The organism is Streptomyces sp. NPDC060035 (assembly GCF_042736635.1).
GTDB lineage: Bacteria > Actinomycetota > Actinomycetes > Streptomycetales > Streptomycetaceae > Streptomyces.
Window position 1 is genome coordinate 168,010 of record NZ_JBHWVO010000004.1, and the last position, 15,039, is coordinate 183,048.

General features: G+C 66.8%; 13 protein-coding genes. 5 read left to right on the forward strand and 8 right to left on the reverse strand.

What is annotated here, in order from left to right:
- Positions 1-82 precede the first annotated feature (82 nt).
- From ACFWBQ_RS07915 to ngcE, 4 genes are all read right to left on the reverse strand, one after another.
- Positions 83-1,282, reverse strand: a complete 1,200-nt coding sequence (locus ACFWBQ_RS07915) for an ROK family protein (protein ID WP_385485291.1) — start codon at positions 1,280-1,282, stop codon at positions 83-85.
- A gap of 234 nt (positions 1,283-1,516) precedes the next feature.
- Positions 1,517-2,431, reverse strand: coding sequence for a carbohydrate ABC transporter permease (locus ACFWBQ_RS07920; RefSeq protein ID WP_385485293.1), 915 nt, complete (start codon positions 2,429-2,431; stop codon positions 1,517-1,519).
- A 97-nt stretch (positions 2,432-2,528) separates the two neighbouring features.
- The gene (locus ACFWBQ_RS07925; RefSeq protein WP_385485295.1) at positions 2,529-3,452 is read right to left on the reverse strand and encodes a carbohydrate ABC transporter permease; all 924 of its coding nucleotides are present in this window, start codon (positions 3,450-3,452) and stop codon (positions 2,529-2,531) included.
- A 50-nt stretch (positions 3,453-3,502) separates the two neighbouring features.
- Entirely contained in the window at positions 3,503-4,951 is a 1,449-nt protein-coding gene (gene ngcE, locus ACFWBQ_RS07930) for an N-acetylglucosamine/diacetylchitobiose ABC transporter substrate-binding protein (RefSeq protein WP_385485297.1), read from the reverse strand.
- Positions 4,952-5,444: 493 nt separating this feature from the next.
- On the opposite strand from ngcE, the gene ACFWBQ_RS07935 reads away from it, so the two are divergent.
- The 3 genes from ACFWBQ_RS07935 to ACFWBQ_RS07945 all read left to right on the forward strand — a co-directional run bounded on the left by ACFWBQ_RS07935 (position 5,445) and on the right by ACFWBQ_RS07945 (position 11,015).
- Positions 5,445-9,293: a GH92 family glycosyl hydrolase gene (locus ACFWBQ_RS07935; protein WP_385485746.1), complete on the forward strand. Its 3,849-nt coding sequence runs from the start codon at positions 5,445-5,447 to the stop codon at positions 9,291-9,293.
- A gap of 221 nt (positions 9,294-9,514) precedes the next feature.
- A complete protein-coding gene (locus ACFWBQ_RS07940) occupies positions 9,515-10,315 on the forward strand; it encodes a hypothetical protein (protein WP_385485299.1) in 801 nt (266 codons plus the stop codon).
- A 49-nt stretch (positions 10,316-10,364) separates the two neighbouring features.
- Positions 10,365-11,015 carry a class F sortase gene (locus ACFWBQ_RS07945; protein WP_385485301.1) on the forward strand — a complete coding sequence of 217 codons (651 nt, stop codon included), beginning with the start codon at positions 10,365-10,367 and terminating at the stop codon, positions 11,013-11,015.
- Positions 11,016-11,067: 52 nt separating this feature from the next.
- Here ACFWBQ_RS07945 and ACFWBQ_RS07950 read toward each other — a convergent pair whose 3' ends face one another.
- Positions 11,068-12,144, reverse strand: a complete 1,077-nt coding sequence (locus ACFWBQ_RS07950; RefSeq protein ID WP_385485303.1) for a lytic polysaccharide monooxygenase — start codon at positions 12,142-12,144, stop codon at positions 11,068-11,070.
- Between the two features lie 204 nt (positions 12,145-12,348).
- Between ACFWBQ_RS07950 and ACFWBQ_RS07955 the strand changes: the two genes are divergently transcribed.
- Positions 12,349-13,182: a Scr1 family TA system antitoxin-like transcriptional regulator gene (locus ACFWBQ_RS07955; protein ID WP_385485305.1), complete on the forward strand. Its 834-nt coding sequence runs from the start codon at positions 12,349-12,351 to the stop codon at positions 13,180-13,182.
- Complete coding sequence (locus tag ACFWBQ_RS07960) at positions 13,179-13,385, forward strand: DUF397 domain-containing protein (protein WP_385485307.1); 207 nt, start codon at positions 13,179-13,181, stop codon at positions 13,383-13,385. Before ACFWBQ_RS07955 ends, ACFWBQ_RS07960 begins: the two co-directional genes overlap by 4 nt.
- A gap of 13 nt (positions 13,386-13,398) precedes the next feature.
- On the opposite strand, the gene ACFWBQ_RS07965 is transcribed toward ACFWBQ_RS07960, so the two are convergent.
- Genes ACFWBQ_RS07965 through ACFWBQ_RS07975 form a run of 3 tightly spaced genes read right to left on the reverse strand, consistent with a single transcriptional unit; the run spans position 13,399 to position 14,741 of the window.
- Positions 13,399-13,620, reverse strand: coding sequence for a hypothetical protein (locus ACFWBQ_RS07965; RefSeq protein WP_385485309.1), 222 nt, complete (start codon positions 13,618-13,620; stop codon positions 13,399-13,401).
- Positions 13,617-14,567 carry a hypothetical protein gene (locus tag ACFWBQ_RS07970; RefSeq protein ID WP_385485311.1) on the reverse strand — a complete coding sequence of 317 codons (951 nt, stop codon included), beginning with the start codon at positions 14,565-14,567 and terminating at the stop codon, positions 13,617-13,619. Before ACFWBQ_RS07970 ends, ACFWBQ_RS07965 begins: the two co-directional genes overlap by 4 nt.
- A gap of 33 nt (positions 14,568-14,600) precedes the next feature.
- The gene (locus ACFWBQ_RS07975) at positions 14,601-14,741 is read right to left on the reverse strand and encodes a hypothetical protein (RefSeq protein WP_385485313.1); all 141 of its coding nucleotides are present in this window, start codon (positions 14,739-14,741) and stop codon (positions 14,601-14,603) included.
- Positions 14,742-15,039: the final 298 nt, after the last annotated feature.

Below are 15,039 nucleotides of genomic sequence, written 5' to 3' on the forward strand. Positions count from 1 at the left end.
AGGTGGCTTGGAGTCAACTCGGCCGCGACGCCAGCGTCAAGGAGTAAATCCTTAACGAGATGACAACGGTGCCATTCGTTATCTAAGTGAAGGCAGGAGTCGCGGCAGGGAGTGTGCTCTCCAAAAGGGTTGAATCGCCCATCTCGCTGAGTACGAGGGCCAGCGCTCCCAGCACTTCGGCCCGGCCGCCGAGCGCTCCGGGCAGCACCGAGAGCTGTCGTGCCGCACTGGGGATCGCGTACCGGGAGACCGAGTCACGGATGGGTCCGAGCACCAACTCCCCCGCCTCGGCGAGAGATCCACCGAGCACCACCCGGCTGGGGTTGAGCAGGTTACAGAGGTTGGCCACACCGCTGCCGATGTGCCGCCCGACGTCCCCGATCACCCTGCGGCACCCCGGATCGCCCTCACGGGCCAGCTGGACCACCCGCTCCATGGTGAGCTCGGGCCCGTGGCTGGGCTGCAGCAGGGGCAGGACGTACCGGGCGGCGGTGAAGGTCTCCAGGCAGCCGCGGTTGCCGCAACGGCATACGGGGCCCGATTCGTCGAGCGTGATGTGCCCGATCTCGCCGGCCGTGCCGCCGGGCCCGCGGTAGATGTTCCCGTCGATCACCAGACCGGCGCCGACACCGCTCGCGACCTTGATGTAGGCAAGGTCCTTGACCCCCCTGCCGCTGCCCCAGACGAGTTCTCCCAGCGCCCCGAGGTTGGCATCGTTGTCGACGTACACGGGCACGCCGAGGCGGCCGGAGAGCTCCTGACTGGGATTGATACCTGTCCAGCCCGGCAGGATCGAGGTGGAGCCCAGCGTGCCGGACTCGACATCGATCGGTCCCGGTACACCCAGGCCCACGCCGATCACCTTCCCGGGGCTTATCCCGGTGGTCTCGATCAGGCGGTTGACCAGCTGTTCCGCCCGGCCGAAGCCCTCCGCCGACGAGGCGTCCACGTCCAGCGGCTCGGATTCCTCGGCCAGCACCTGGTGGGCGAGGTTACCGATGGCCACACGAAGGTGCGTATGTCCGAAATCTACCCCGATGACAATGCCCGCGTCCCCACTGAGGGAGACGCTTCGGGCACGGCGTCCGCCCGCCGAGGTGGGGGTCACCTCGACCGTGCCGCCCTCTTTCAGCTCGCGAACGATATTGGAGACCGTGGCCGCGGAGAGGCCGGTACTCCTGGCGATCTCCGCCTGGGTGAGCGAACCGGCCATCCGGACGGCACGCACGACCCGCTCAAGGTTGGCCCGATGCAGAGATGTCTGCGACCCCGGAGTCTCCATCGACTCTTTCACTCCTGCCGGTTTCTCTAACATGTGAACCCTAAGCTGAGCGTTTTGGGGTGCCCCCCGTCAAGACCTTGAGCAGTGGGAGCCTCCGATGAGCATGGTGCCTCCACATATCGATCGCTACAAACACGGACAGAAACGGACGAACCGCCCGCCGGCGGAGGGCCAGTGGGCGGTTCGTCCGTGCGAAGCCTGTTCGCTCGTGGTGACAGTTGTTGTGTACGGCTCCTACTTCAGCGCTCCCGCGGTCAGACCCGCGACGACCTGACGCTGGAAGACGATGTAGGCGGCGAGCACGGGCAGCATCGCCATCACGAGGCCGGCGAAGAGCCCCGACCAGTCCCCCTTGTACCCCTGGCTGGTGGCCAGTTCGACCAGGCCCTGCGAGAGCACCTTGCCGTCCGGGTCCGTGTTGAGCACGGTCGGCAGCATGTACTGGTTCCACTGGCCGAGGAAGTTGAAGATACCGACGCTGATCAGGCCGGGCTTCGCCATCGGCAGCATCACCTGGAAGAACGTCCGGGTGTGCGAGGCCCCGTCGAGCATGGCCGCTTCCGCGATCGACGTCGGCAGCGTCCGGAAGAACGAGGTGAGGAAGAAGACCGTGAACGGCAGCGAGTACGCGATGTAGACGAGGATCAGCCCGTGCACCGAGTTCAGCAGGCCCATGTTGTTCATGACGAAGAACAGCGGGACCAGCGCCAGGATGATCGGGAAGCTCATCCCGCCGATGAAGAGGAAGTAGATGAAGCGGTTCCCGGGGAAGTCGAACCGCGCCAGCACGTACGCCGCCATCGAACCGAGCAGCAGGGTACCGATCAGCGAACCGCCCACCACCAGGATGGTGTTCAAGAAGTAGTCGCTCATATGAGCCTGGGTCCAGGCCCGCGACCAGTTCTCGAAGTGGAGCTTGTCGGGCAGTGCCCACGGCGTCGACAGAATCGAGTCGTCCGTCTTGAAGGACGCCATCACCGCCCAGAGCAGCGGCATGACGACGAGCACGGCCCAGATGATCAGCACGCCGTGCGAGAAGACGTTGAGGACCCTGCCCTCGCTGCTCTTCACCGGCCCGTCCGGCACATCCGTCTTCGCCACCGGCGAGCGCTGAGCCGGAACGGCGGGAGGAGTCTCAGTGACCTTCACGTGTGCTCACCTCGTACAACTGTCGAGCCGGCCACCGGGACCGAACTGATCTGTGTGGTGCCGGTGACCCGGGCGTCGTACCCCGTGGCGCGCGGCATCAGAATTCCAGCCGCTCGCGCCGGCCCAGCCGCATCACGATGCCCGCGAAGATCATGGTGACGATGAGCAGCCCGACGCCGATCGTGGTCGCGTATCCGGCCTGGGCGTCACGGAAGGCCGTCTGGTAGACGTACAGCGGCAGAACGGTGGTGGAGTAGTCGGGACCGCCCGGGCCCACCGTCATGACCTGTACCGCGGTGAACGCCTCCACGCCGAGCGCCAGGATGCCCATGTAGACCCAGCCGGACTGCACCGTGTCCCAGAGCAGCGGCAGCGTGATCCTGAAGAACGTCGTGATGCGGCTGGCGCCGTCGAGCAGCGCGGCCTCGTAGAAGTCCTTCGGGATGGATGCCATTCCGGCGGAGAAGAGGACGACGAAGAATCCGACCGTCGACCAGATCAGCACCACCATCACGCAGTACAGCGCGAGATCCGGGTCGCCGAGCCAATCCGGCTGAAGGCTGTTCAGGCCGACCGCCTTCAGCGTCGAATTCAGCATTCCGGATGTCGGGTTGAACGCGAACTGGAAGAGCAGGGCCACGATCACGATCGACAGGACCTGGGGGAAGAAATAGGCGATCTTGTAGAACGAGGAACCTCGCACGCCGGCGATCGCGGCGCCTTTGCGCCGACGACCACCGACATTGAGCATGAAGGCGAAAAAGAGCGCGAGGCCCAGCGTCACCAGCGGCAGCAGCAGCACGAGCAGCACACTGTGCTGCAGCGACTTCCAGAAGATGTCGTCGTCGAGCATCCGACTGTAGTTGTCGAGGCCGACCATCCGGAAGTCCGGGCTCAGTCCGGTCCAGTCCGTGAACGAGTAGTAGATGGACTGGGCGAAGGGCCAGATGACGAAGATGGCGTACAACGCCAGTGGGGCTGTCAGGAACCCCACGATGAACCGGTACTTGCCGTGCTGCATCGTTTACCGACCCCGATCTCTGAGCGGGTGCCGCCGCTGGTGACGGTTGCTCACTGGTGCTGGTAGTGCTTGATGGCCTGGTCCTTGGCCGCCGCGTCCGCGAAGGCCTGGATCTTCTTGATGGTCTCCGCCGGGGTGGCGCGGCCCGCCATCATCTCGCCGATGCCGGCGATACCGATCTGCTCCTTCTGCAGCTTCACGTACCAGTCCTGCAGCCGCGGGTTCACCACGTTGTCGCCGGCCTTCTTCAGCACGTCGACGCCGGACTGCATGGCAGTGGACAGGGTCAGACCGTCGGTGCCGCCGTTGAAGGCGCTGAGGGACTTGACCTGCGTGGTGAAGTTCCTGGAGGACTCCTCGGAGAGCATGATGCGCAGCTGCTCCATGGCGCCCTCGGGGTTCTTCGCCTTGGACGGGACGATGAACGGCTCGCCGCCGGAGGCCCAGATGGTGCCGTAGGGCAGCTTGTCGGACGCGTCGAGGCTGGACGGCGCCCCGACCATCATCTTGAAGTCCTTGGGCGTGGTCGGTGCGGCCTCGTTCTCCACCCACGAACCGTTCGGGATGAAGAGCGCCTTGCCCTTGGTCCACTCGGTCTGCGACTGGATGTGGGTCAGACCGGGCGTGCCCTTGAGGATGTAGCCCTTCTGGAAGAGCTCGTAGTACGCCTCGAAGGCGGCCTTGACGGCCGGGTCCTTCCAGGCGTTCGGCTCCAAATTGTCGATCTTGTCGAGGACCTCGCGGCCGCCGATCTTGCCGATGAAGGGGTAGAGGGAGAACGGCAGGTAGTACGGGTACTTGCCGGGGTACGTCCAGCCGGCGATGCCCTTCTTCTTCGCCTTCGCGCACAGCGCGAGCATGTCGTCCCAGTTCTCCGGGTACGTCGCGTCGAGCTTCTCGAGGTTGGTCTGGGAGTACCAGACGCCGTAGACCGTGTACGCGTAGTACATGATCCAGACGGGGTCGCCGTCGAACTGGCCCATCTCCAGAACACCGGGGCGCAGCGTGTCGCGGACCTTCTTGGCCGGGTCGTCGTACGACGGCGCGTCCATCAGGGGCGTCAGGTCGAGCAGCTGCTTCTTGCCGACCAGGACACCCATGTCCATCTGCTCGGCACCGGAGTTGTCGATCAGGTCCGGGGGGGTGCCGCCGTTGAAGCGCGGCTGGAGCTGCGACTGGATCTTCTGGGTCGCGGAGTGCTTGACCTTCGGGGCCTTGGGGAAGGCCGCGTTGTACTTCTTCTCCGCGTCGATGGCGTACTGCTCGCCGAAGCCACCGTTGAAGATGACGACTTCGAGGGCGGCGGTCTCATTGACACCGAGCGGATTCTTCGCGCTCTTCGTGCCCTTTTCGACCTTGTCGTCGCCGCCGCTGTCGCCACTCGCACAGGCCGACAGGAAGCTCATCGTGGGAACAGCGATCAGGCCGAGTGCGGCAGAACGCTTGATCACATCGCGACGGCCAAGGCCCTCATTCTTGTGGGCGGAGGTGGATCCCATGCTCAAGTCCTCGCCTTCTCCAGGACTCAGGCGGTGTACCGGTCACCCGTCGATATCGCCTCAGGCGAAGGGCCCCGCCACCGCGTTCAGTTGCGCTTGGGTCGTGCAGATTGCCGGATTTCCTGATGCAGTGGGGGCGTTTTCGGAAGACCGTACAGCGGAACGCTCTCGCACCCCACAGCCGTATCCCTCCCCCGTGCCCGCGGACCGTGTGAAACGGCTGTGCAGACGCCGACAGGTATAGTCCACTTCCCGCCAAGTGAGCAAGATCGAAAGCAGGTTTGAGCGGCAGTCTTTCCCGAGTTGAGACCTCGCGGATACTTCGGCACCCCGAGCCCTCGTACCGGAACCAACATTTCCGGATTACGGTCGATTCGGCAGGCCAACCCCTCGCAACACCCTTGACACATCCGACCACTTGGCTCCCTACTGGTACCCGAGTCCCGTCATGACAACGTTGTCCAAGCACGCCCCCCGGGAGGAACGGCTCCGTATGCAGCCCCTACGCGGTCTTCAGCAAGGCCCTCGCAAGAGACACAGCCACTCGGCCGCGGTCATCGCGGCTTCTCTCGTCCTCGTCGCGGCGGCCCCCACCGCGGCCTTCGCACAACCGGCCGGACCGTCCCAAAAGCCTTCCGGGGACCGTTCGTTCAGCTCCTCCTTCGAGGACGACGAAAAGCAGCCGGACTGGCGTAATACCGTCGAAGAAGGATCTGACGGAAAGAAAAGGGCATCAGGTATCGATGGCGGATTCTCCGCCGGAATACCGGGCAATGTCACCGATCAGGTCACGGACGTGCGGGCCAGCAGCGAGAACGCCGGGGGCGGCGAGGGGAAGGAGAACCTGGCCGACGTCGAGTCCGGCACCAAGTGGCTGGCCTTCGCACCTTCGGGCTGGGTCGAGTTCGACCTCGTCGAACCCGTCAAGGTAGTGACATATGCGCTCACTTCGGCCAATGACCACGACGAGCGTGACCCCAAGGACTGGACGCTGAAGGGTTCCGCCGACGGCAAGACATGGACGGACCTGGACACCCGGACCGGCCAGACCTTCTCCGAGCGTTTCCAGACCAAGTCGTACGATTTCACGACGGATACGGCCTACCAGCACTTCCGGCTGGAGATCACGAAGAACAACGGCGCCTCGGACGCGATCCAGCTCGCCGACGTTCAGTTCTCGAACGGCGACACCTCTGCCCCGGTGCCCGGCGACATGCGCAGCCAGACCGACCGCGGCCCCTCCGGCTCCCCCACCGCCAAGTCGGGTGCGGGATTCACCGGTAAGAAGGCCCTGCGCTACGCCGGCACGCACAAGCCGGACGGCCGCGCCTACTCGTACAACAAGGTCTTCGACGTCGACACGGCCGTCACCAAGGACACCGAGCTCTCGTACCTGGTCTACCCCCAGATGGGCCAGACGGATCTCAACTACCCGGCCACCCATGTCGCGGTGGACCTCGCCTTCACCGACGGCAGCTATCTGAGCGAGCTGAAGGCCACCGACAGCCACGGCGGGCTGCTGACCCCGCAGGGCCAGGCCGACGCCAAGCGGCTGTACGTGAACCAGTGGAACAAGGTCGCCTCACGCATCGGCACGGTCGCGGCCGGCAAGACCGTCGACCGGATCCTGGTCGCGTACGACTCCCCGAAGGGCGCCTCGAAGTTCCAGGGCTGGCTCGACGACATCAAGATCGCCCCGAAGGCCCCGGAGAAGCGCAAGGCGCACCTCTCGGACTACGCGTCGACGGTGCGCGGCACCAACTCGAGCGGCGGCTTCTCGCGCGGCAACAACTTCCCCGCGACCGCGGTCCCGCATGGCTTCAACTTCTGGACGCCGGTCACCAACGCCGGCACCACGAGCTGGCTGTACGACTACGCGCGCGGCAACAACGCGGACAACCTGCCGACGCTGCAGGCCTTCAGCGCCAGCCATGAGCCGAGCCCCTGGATGGGCGACCGCCAGACCTTCCAGATGATGCCGTCGGCGGCGTCCGGCACCCCGGACGCCTCCCGCACGGCGCGCGGACTGCCCTTCCGCCACGAGAACGAGACGGCGAAGCCCCATTACTACGGGGTGACGTTCGAGAACGGTCTCAAGGCCGAGATGACGCCCACGGACCATGCGGCGCGGATGCGCTTCACCTACCCGTCCGACGACGCCAGCATGGTCTTCGACAACGTCTCCAACGACGGCGGCCTCACCCTCGACGCGAAGACCGGTATCTTCACCGGTTTCTCGGATGTGAGGAGCGGCGGCTCCACCGGTGCCACCCGGCTCTTCGTGTACGGCGACTTCGACGCGCCGGTCACCGACAGCGGCAAGCTGAAGGGCGGCGGCGGTGACGATGTGACCGGGTTCTTCCGCTTCGACGCGGGCAAGGACCGCACGGTCAACCTGCGCCTGGCCACCTCGCTGATCAGCGTCGACCAGGCGAAGAAGAACCTCGCCATGGAGCTTCCCGCGTCCACCTCCTTCGACCGCGTCGAGAAGGACGCGCAGAAGGCCTGGGACAAGATCCTCGGCAAGGTCGAGGTCGAGGGCGCCAACGCCGACCAGCTGACCACGCTCTACTCGAGCCTGTACCGGCTGTACCTCTACCCGAACTCCGGCTTCGAGCAGGTCGACGGGAAGAGCACCTACGCGAGCCCGTTCTCGCCGCAGACCGGCACGGACACCCCGACGCACACCGGCGCGAAGATCGTCAAGGGCGAGGTGTACGTCAACAACGGCTTCTGGGACACCTACCGGACGACCTGGCCGGCGTACTCCTTCCTCACCCCGAAGCAGGCCGGCAAGATGGTCGACGGCTTCGTCCAGCAGTACAAGGACGGCGGCTGGATCTCCCGCTGGTCCTCCCCCGGGTACTCCGACCTCATGACCGGCACGAGCTCGGACGTGGCCTTCGCCGACGCATACATCAAGGGCGTGGACTTCGACGCGGAAGCCGCCTACGACGCTGCCGTCAAGAACGCCACGGTGACCCCGCCGTCCTCCGGTGTCGGCCGCAAGGGTATGGAGACCTCGGTCTTCACCGGTTACGCCGACACGACGACGCACGAGGGCCTCTCCTGGTCGCTGGAGGGCTACCTCAACGACTACGGCATCGCGCAGATGGGCCAGGCCCTCTACAAGAAGACGAAGAACGAGCGCTACAAGGAGGAGTCGGAGTACTTCCTCAACCGCGCGCAGAACTACGTCAAGCTCTTCGACGACAAGGCCGGCTTCTTCCAGGGCAGGAAGGCCAACGGCGACTGGCGCCTGCCCTCGGACCAGTTCGACCCGCGGGTCTGGGGCTACGACTACACGGAGACCAACGGCTGGGGCTACGCCTTCACCGCCCCGCAGGACAGCCGCGGCCTGGCCAACCTGTACGGCGGCCGTGACGGTCTCGCCAAGAAGCTCGACTCCTACTTCTCGACCCCCGAGACCGCCGGACCCGAGTTCGTCGGTTCGTACGGCGGCGTCATCCACGAGATGACCGAGGCTCGTGACGTGCGGATGGGCCAGTACGGTCACAGCAACCAGGTCGCGCACCATGCCACGTACATGTACGACGCGGCCTCGCAGCCCTGGAAGACCCAGGAGAAGGTCCGCGAGGTCCTCGGCCGCCTGTACACGGGCAGCGAGATCGGTCAGGGCTACCACGGCGACGAGGACAACGGCGAGCAGTCGGCCTGGTTCCTCTTCTCCTCGCTCGGGTTCTACCCGCTGGTCATGGGGAGTGGCGAGTACGCGATCGGCTCGCCGCTCTTCACGAAGACGACCGTGCACCTGGAGAACGGCCGCGACCTGGTGGTCAAGGCTCCGAAGAACAGCGCGAAGAACATCTACGTCCAGGGCCTGAAGGTCAACGGCAAGAAGTGGACGTCCACTTCGCTGCCGCACGACCTGCTGGCCAAGGGCGGCGTGCTGGAGTTCGACATGGGCTCCAAGCCCTCGGCGTGGGGCACGGGCAAGAACGCGGCACCGGTCTCCATCACCCAGGACGACAAGGTTCCCGCCCCGAAGGGCGACGTGCTCAAGGGCGACGGCGCCCTGTACGACAACTCCTCGGCCACCTCGGCCGCGGTCGAGTCGGCCGACCTGCCGGTCACCTCGGCCACGAAGGCGCTGCAGTACACGCTGACGTCCTCCGCGGCGGCGAAGGCGCCGACGGGCTGGGTGCTCCAGGGCTCCTCGGACGGCACCACCTGGAAGGACCTCGACAAGCGGTCCGGCCAGACGTTCGTCTGGGACAAGCAGACCCGGGTGTTCTCGGTGGCCGCGCCGGGCTCGTACGCGAAGTACCGGCTGGTGAGCACGGCGGCGGCGACGCTGGCGGAGATCGAGCTGCTGGGCTGAGCGGATCCCGGCCCCGGCCGGGTGCGGTACGAGGACGGGCCACCCGCGTGTGCGGGTGGCCCGTCCGCTTGTGTGCGATGACCGGGGCTCTCGCCCTGTCGGCCAGTCAGGGTGCTTTTCAATTCTTTACGGTGTTTCGCGTGGCATTCCCGATGATTCATGACATCTCTTGGGCGATCAGGTGATCAGTACGATAATCATCTCGGCTTGAAGGAGCCCGCATGCCCACCTCCGCTTCCCTCCGCTCGCGCGGTGCCCGTACAGGCACCGCGGTCGCCGCCGCCGTCGCCGCCGCAGGTCTCACCCTCGCCGGCGCACCTGCGGCGCACGCCATCGGCGGCGAGCTGGACGTCCAGCCGGTCGAGCGGCCGTCACACAGTCCTTCCCCCACCACATCCCCTGACGGCCTCGAGGTCTGCGCGTTCAAGGTCGTCGCGTCCAACTTCGGTGAACTTCCCGCCGTCGTCTGGACGATCACCACTCAGCCCTCCGTGATCCCCCCGGGGCTCACGCTGACCGGAACCGTCGCGCTGGCACAGGGCATCGGCGAGGCACCCGGGTTCCAGCTGCCGGAGGGCATCTACGTGCTCACCTGGAACGCCCCGGGCCCGAAGAGCAAGACCTTCAAGGTCGACTGCTCCAAGAAGGAGGGCCACTACGGCAGCAAGAACGAGTGGAAGCACAAGAACAAGGAGGAGGAAGAGGGCTCCTCCTGGTCGGGCAACGGCGAGTCGGGCAACGGCGAGTCGGGCAGAGGCGAGTCGGGCAGAGGCGAATCGAGCAGCAGCGAGTCGGGCGGCAGCGCGTCGGCCAGCGGCGAATCGAGCAGCAGCAAGGAGTACAGCAAGCCGTCCGGCGCGGTGCCCGCGGGCGGCGGCGGCGTCCCGACCATGGAGACCGTCGGCTCGGAGAACGACTCGAACCTCGGGACGACCACGGCACTGGCGGCCGGTGCGGCCGGGCTCGCCGGTCTGGTCCTCGTCCGCCGGCAGGCACGCCGCCGAACCCGTGGCGAGGCATAACGCCCCCTACCGGCGACGACGAGGGCCGACTCGCGCCGCGCGTCTCACCATGACGCTCTGTGTGACCGCCTCGCTGGTGACCGGCGTCGTCTGGGCGAGCGGAGACTCGTCCGACGACCCGCAGTCGGTCACCGCCGCCCGCGGCACCGATGCCGCGGGCGGCGGGCCGGCGTTCCGAAGAGCACCGCAGAAACCGGCGGTGACCGTGCCGGCGTCACACCCGCCGCTGTCGCCCTCCCGGGCGGTGAAGCTCGCCATCCCCGCCATCTTCATCGAGGCCCCGCTGGTGGGTCTGGGCCTCGACAGGAAGGGCCGGCTGGGCGCCCCACCGCTGAGCAGACCCAAGGTCGCCGGGTGGTACCAGGACGGCCCGTCACCCGGAGAGGCGGGAACGGCTCTGATCGTCGGCCACCGGGACACGAAGACGGGCCCCGCGATCTTTCTCAACCTGAACGCACTGCGCCGCGGCGACCCCGTCAAAGTCGTCCGCGCGGACCGGCGGACCGCGGTGTTCACCGTCGACGACGTGAAGACGTACACGAAGAACGAGTTCCCCGACGACAAGGTGTACGGGACGACGAAGCGCCCCGAGCTCAGGCTGCTGACGTGCGGCGGGCGCTTCGACAAGAAGACGGGCGGCTACTCGGCCAATGTCGTCGTCTTCGCCCACCTCACCTCTCTCAGGAAGGCGGCGGCATAGTCCGCCTGCGGGCAACGGCCGGTACCTCGCCCCGAGGTACCGGCCGCTTCGTTCATCCCACGACGCAGCCGAGCTCCAGGGCCGGATCCGGGGCTCCGCCCGCGCTGACGTACCCGAAGGTCGTCGATTCACCGGGGTCCAGCGAACCGTTCCACTCCGCGTTGTGGACCATCACCTCCTGCCCCTGCGTCGCCATCGCACCGCTCCAGAGACTGGCCACGCTCTGCCCGGCGGGCTGCGTCCAGTCCACCATCCAGCCGAGCATGGGCACCGTGCCGGAGTTGGTGACGGTCACCTGGGACTGGTAGCCGCCGCTCCAACTGCCGGTGGTGCTACGGGTGGCGCTGCAGGCTCCGGGCGGGGGTTCGGTCGGCGTGGTGGAGCCTTCCTTGACTCCGGTCACCTCGCCGTTCCCGCCGTCGAAGACCACGTCGGAGCAGGAGTAGAAGGTCTCCTGGCTGTCGGAGCGCTGCCACACCATGTAGATGATGTGGCGGCCGTCCTTGCCGTCGGGCAGGGCACCGCTCCACTTGTAGTCGGCCTCGACGGTCCCCGGAGTGCCGTTCAGCGGCGGGTGGTCGACGGAGAGGAAGGGCGCCTCCTCCAAGTCGTCCCAGGTGAGCGTCTGCTTCGGGTCGAAGCCGTCCTTGGTGATGTAGACGTAGAACCAACCCGGGTGCGCGGCCCAGGCGTTGTACGAGAAGTCGATGGTCGAGCCCTCGGTGAGGTGGGTCAGCGGCCAGTCGTCGCGCGCCTGGTTGAAGCCGGTGAAGTTGGTGTTGCCACCACTGCACAGCTGCCCGTCGGGCACGAAGCCCCGGGTACGGCCCGCGCCGTCGGAGCGCAGCACGGAGAACCAGTTGTAGAAGGGCGTGGTCCCGCTCTGCTGCGCGGCGGCTTTGCACGCAGGGTTGACGGGCTTGATCTCGCCGGTGTCGGACAGCGCGTCCTGCCAGCACAGGAAGGTGCGGCTGGCGGGCTTCATGGGCGTGCCGTGCGCCTCGGCCTTCTCCCCGGCGCCCACGACGAGCCCGAGGGCGGGGATGGTCGTGAGGAGTGCGAGCAGGGTGAGGAACACTGCTCTTCGCCTGGTGCCTTCGAGTAATCGGTGTCTGATCAGGTGAATCACGAGGTACGTCCCTTCGCTGCGGGGGGCCCGTGGGTGGGGGGCGATGCGACATTGGGAGCGCTCCCACTCGTACATACTGCGGGAGGCTAGCGCTCCACCGAAACCGTGTAAACGCCGGGCGCAGCATGGCTTCTGACTACCCGTCCGGGCGACCGGCAGCGGATCCACGCATACGGGGGCGGGGTAGCCACTACGTTCCGTGACATGCCGCAACCCAAGGAGCTCGACCCGTACGCAAACCCACGCACCTTCTACGGCGCGGAGTTGCGCCGTCTGCGGGAGGCGGCGGGGCTGTCGCAGAACCAGTTGGGCGAGCGGGTGTTCTGTTCCGGTACGTACATCGGCCTGTTCGAAGCAGCGGAACGACGGCCCCAGTTGGAACTGTCGCGCGCACTGGACGAGTTGCTGGGGAGCGGCGAGCACCTGCAGCGGCTGTGCCTGCTGGCGCGGACGTCGAAGGTGGCGGGGTACTTCGCGGACGCGGCGGAACTCCAGTTGCAGGCCTCGTCCATCGGAAGTTACACGTCGATGGTTGTCCTGGGCCTTCTGCAGACCGAGGCCTACGCACGGGCGCTCACCCGGTCCGCTCACCCGTTCGCCGAAACGGAAGTCATCGAGGGACATGTCCGAACGCGGATGGAGCGTGCTTGTCTCCTCGACTCGCCCACTGCGCCGGTACTCTGGGTGGTGATTCACGAAGCTGCTCTGCTTGTGCCAGTGGGTGGGAACGCGGTGATGGCTGAGCAACTCACCCACCTCGCCGAGCAGACTGCCTCCCGCCCTCGTGTCGTCACGCAGGTGCTCCCGTTCTCCGCCGGGGCACATCCCTTCCTGCACGCGTCGATGACACTGATGCAGTTCACCGACGCTCCCGCTGTCGTATACACGGAGAGCTCCTACAACGGCCAACTCGTCGAAGAGCCACTGCTGGTGGAGCAGTTCCACTCCGCATACGATCTGGCCAGGGCTGCCGCGCTGTCGCCGGAGGCGTCCCTGGACCGGATCGTCTCGGCGGCGAAGGAGTTCGTGACGCCATGAGCACCACACCAGACCTGAGCACAGCTGCCTGGCGCAAGTCGTCCTACAGCAATGGCGACGGCGGCGAGTGCGTCGAAGTGGCCGACGGCTTCCCCGGCCATGTCCCCGTCCGCGACAGCAAGACCCCCGACGGCCCGGCCCTCGTCTTCGCCACCGCGCGCTGGGCCTCGTTCGTCGGCGCCCTCAGGAACGGCACCCTCTGACGGGCCCTGCCCGTCACTCCTGACCGGGAGGCCGCCGGTGGATGTTCACCGTCACGTGGATGCCTCCGGCGACAGCACCACCGGCGACTCCGGCGGCCGCAGCGGCTTCGGCGTGGCCGGTGAGCGCCAGGATGACTGCGGCGATGACGGACAACAGGCCGGTGACGGCCGCGAGCCGTCCGGGAGCACGGGCACCGGTTCCGGGTTCCGCCGGGGTGCGGTCGATGGAGGTCACGGGTTCCTCTCTGACTGTGAGTCACTCTTCGTCGCCCCGGAGGGCAGGGAACGGCCCAGCCTCGCGTTGACGGCCTGCTCCAGGGTGAGGCCGTCCGAGGCCTCGGCCGGCTCGAGGAACCCGTGGATCACTGCGAGAGCGACCGTGCCCATGAGGGAGCGCTCCCGTTCCTGGTCGACGACCTCGGCGCGCGGGTCGCCGATGGAGCGCAGGATCACGCCGTCCGTGGCGGCGGACAGGGCATTCGCGAGGTCGTCGAGGCCGAGCCCCGCCCGTAGCCGCAGGCCCCGTGCCTTCAGGACCTCGGCGTACACCTGTTTCCAGGAGGAGAGGTATCCCCGGTACGTCTCGGCGAGGGCCCGCTGGACCGCGTCGTCGCCGTCGGAGAGCACCATCAGGGCGAGGCTGAGCCGAACGGACGGCACGCGGGCGCTCTCCGAGGTGTGCTGGTAGGCCGTGTCGTGGACGGCCCGCACGAAGTCCTCGCCTGTCACGAGTCTCCTGGTGGTGACCACCCGCTGCTCCAGGTAGCCGGGGTGGTAGTTCGTCGGCCACACAGCGAAGTTGATGAGGTCGGCGACGAAGTCCGCCTGCGACCGCCATGTGGTCCGCAGCCTCGGCACACCGCCCCGACGAGGGAACGGGGACGGGTTTTCGGCAACCGCCGCCGCGACCGCCCGCTGGGAGAGGAATCCCAGCAGAGGGCGTTCGAGGGAGTGCCTGTTCCCGGCGGTGGCAGCGCCCCGTACCGCGTCGGGCCCCAAGTGCTGCTGGATCAGCCTCATGCCCGCAGCCAGGTAGCCGGCGGTGCTCAGACTGTTCGCAAGCTTCTTCCGGCCGGTGGCCGTGATCCGGCTGAGGTATCGCAGGACGTGGGAAAGGTCCTGGTCGTAGGGATAGGGAAGGTGGGTCTTGTGCGAGAGGTGCGGCTCGTTGGAGTTGTCCACCCCTCGATGCTGGCGTCACATCCCGGCCCGGGTCTAGGTGCGCACCCGCGCGAAGTTCCACTTCCTGGTCGGAGGCTGTCCGCCCTCCTGCGCGTGCGCCTGCCAGAACTCGCGGGCCCTGGTCCAGCGCACCAGGTCGCCGAGGGTGGCACCTCCAAGGACACGCGAGTACAACCGGGACTCAACGACCCCGCGCCCTCTGTCGGCGCAGGCATGCCTGTGCAGCCCGGCGGCAGCTTGCGCCGGGAGGGAACCACGGACCTGGGCGGGCTCGTGTCCTGGTACGGGTGGAAAAAACCGGGCAAGGTCGCGGGGGAATCATGCAGATCATCGAGGTGACCGGGTACGCCGTCCGATCTGCTGTGATCACCATGAGGCGGGCGGGGACGCCACTCGAATTCATGATCTTCCCGATGCTGCACGTGGCTTCACCGACGTTCTACTCCCAGGTCCGCCTCCGGCTCAGGGAATG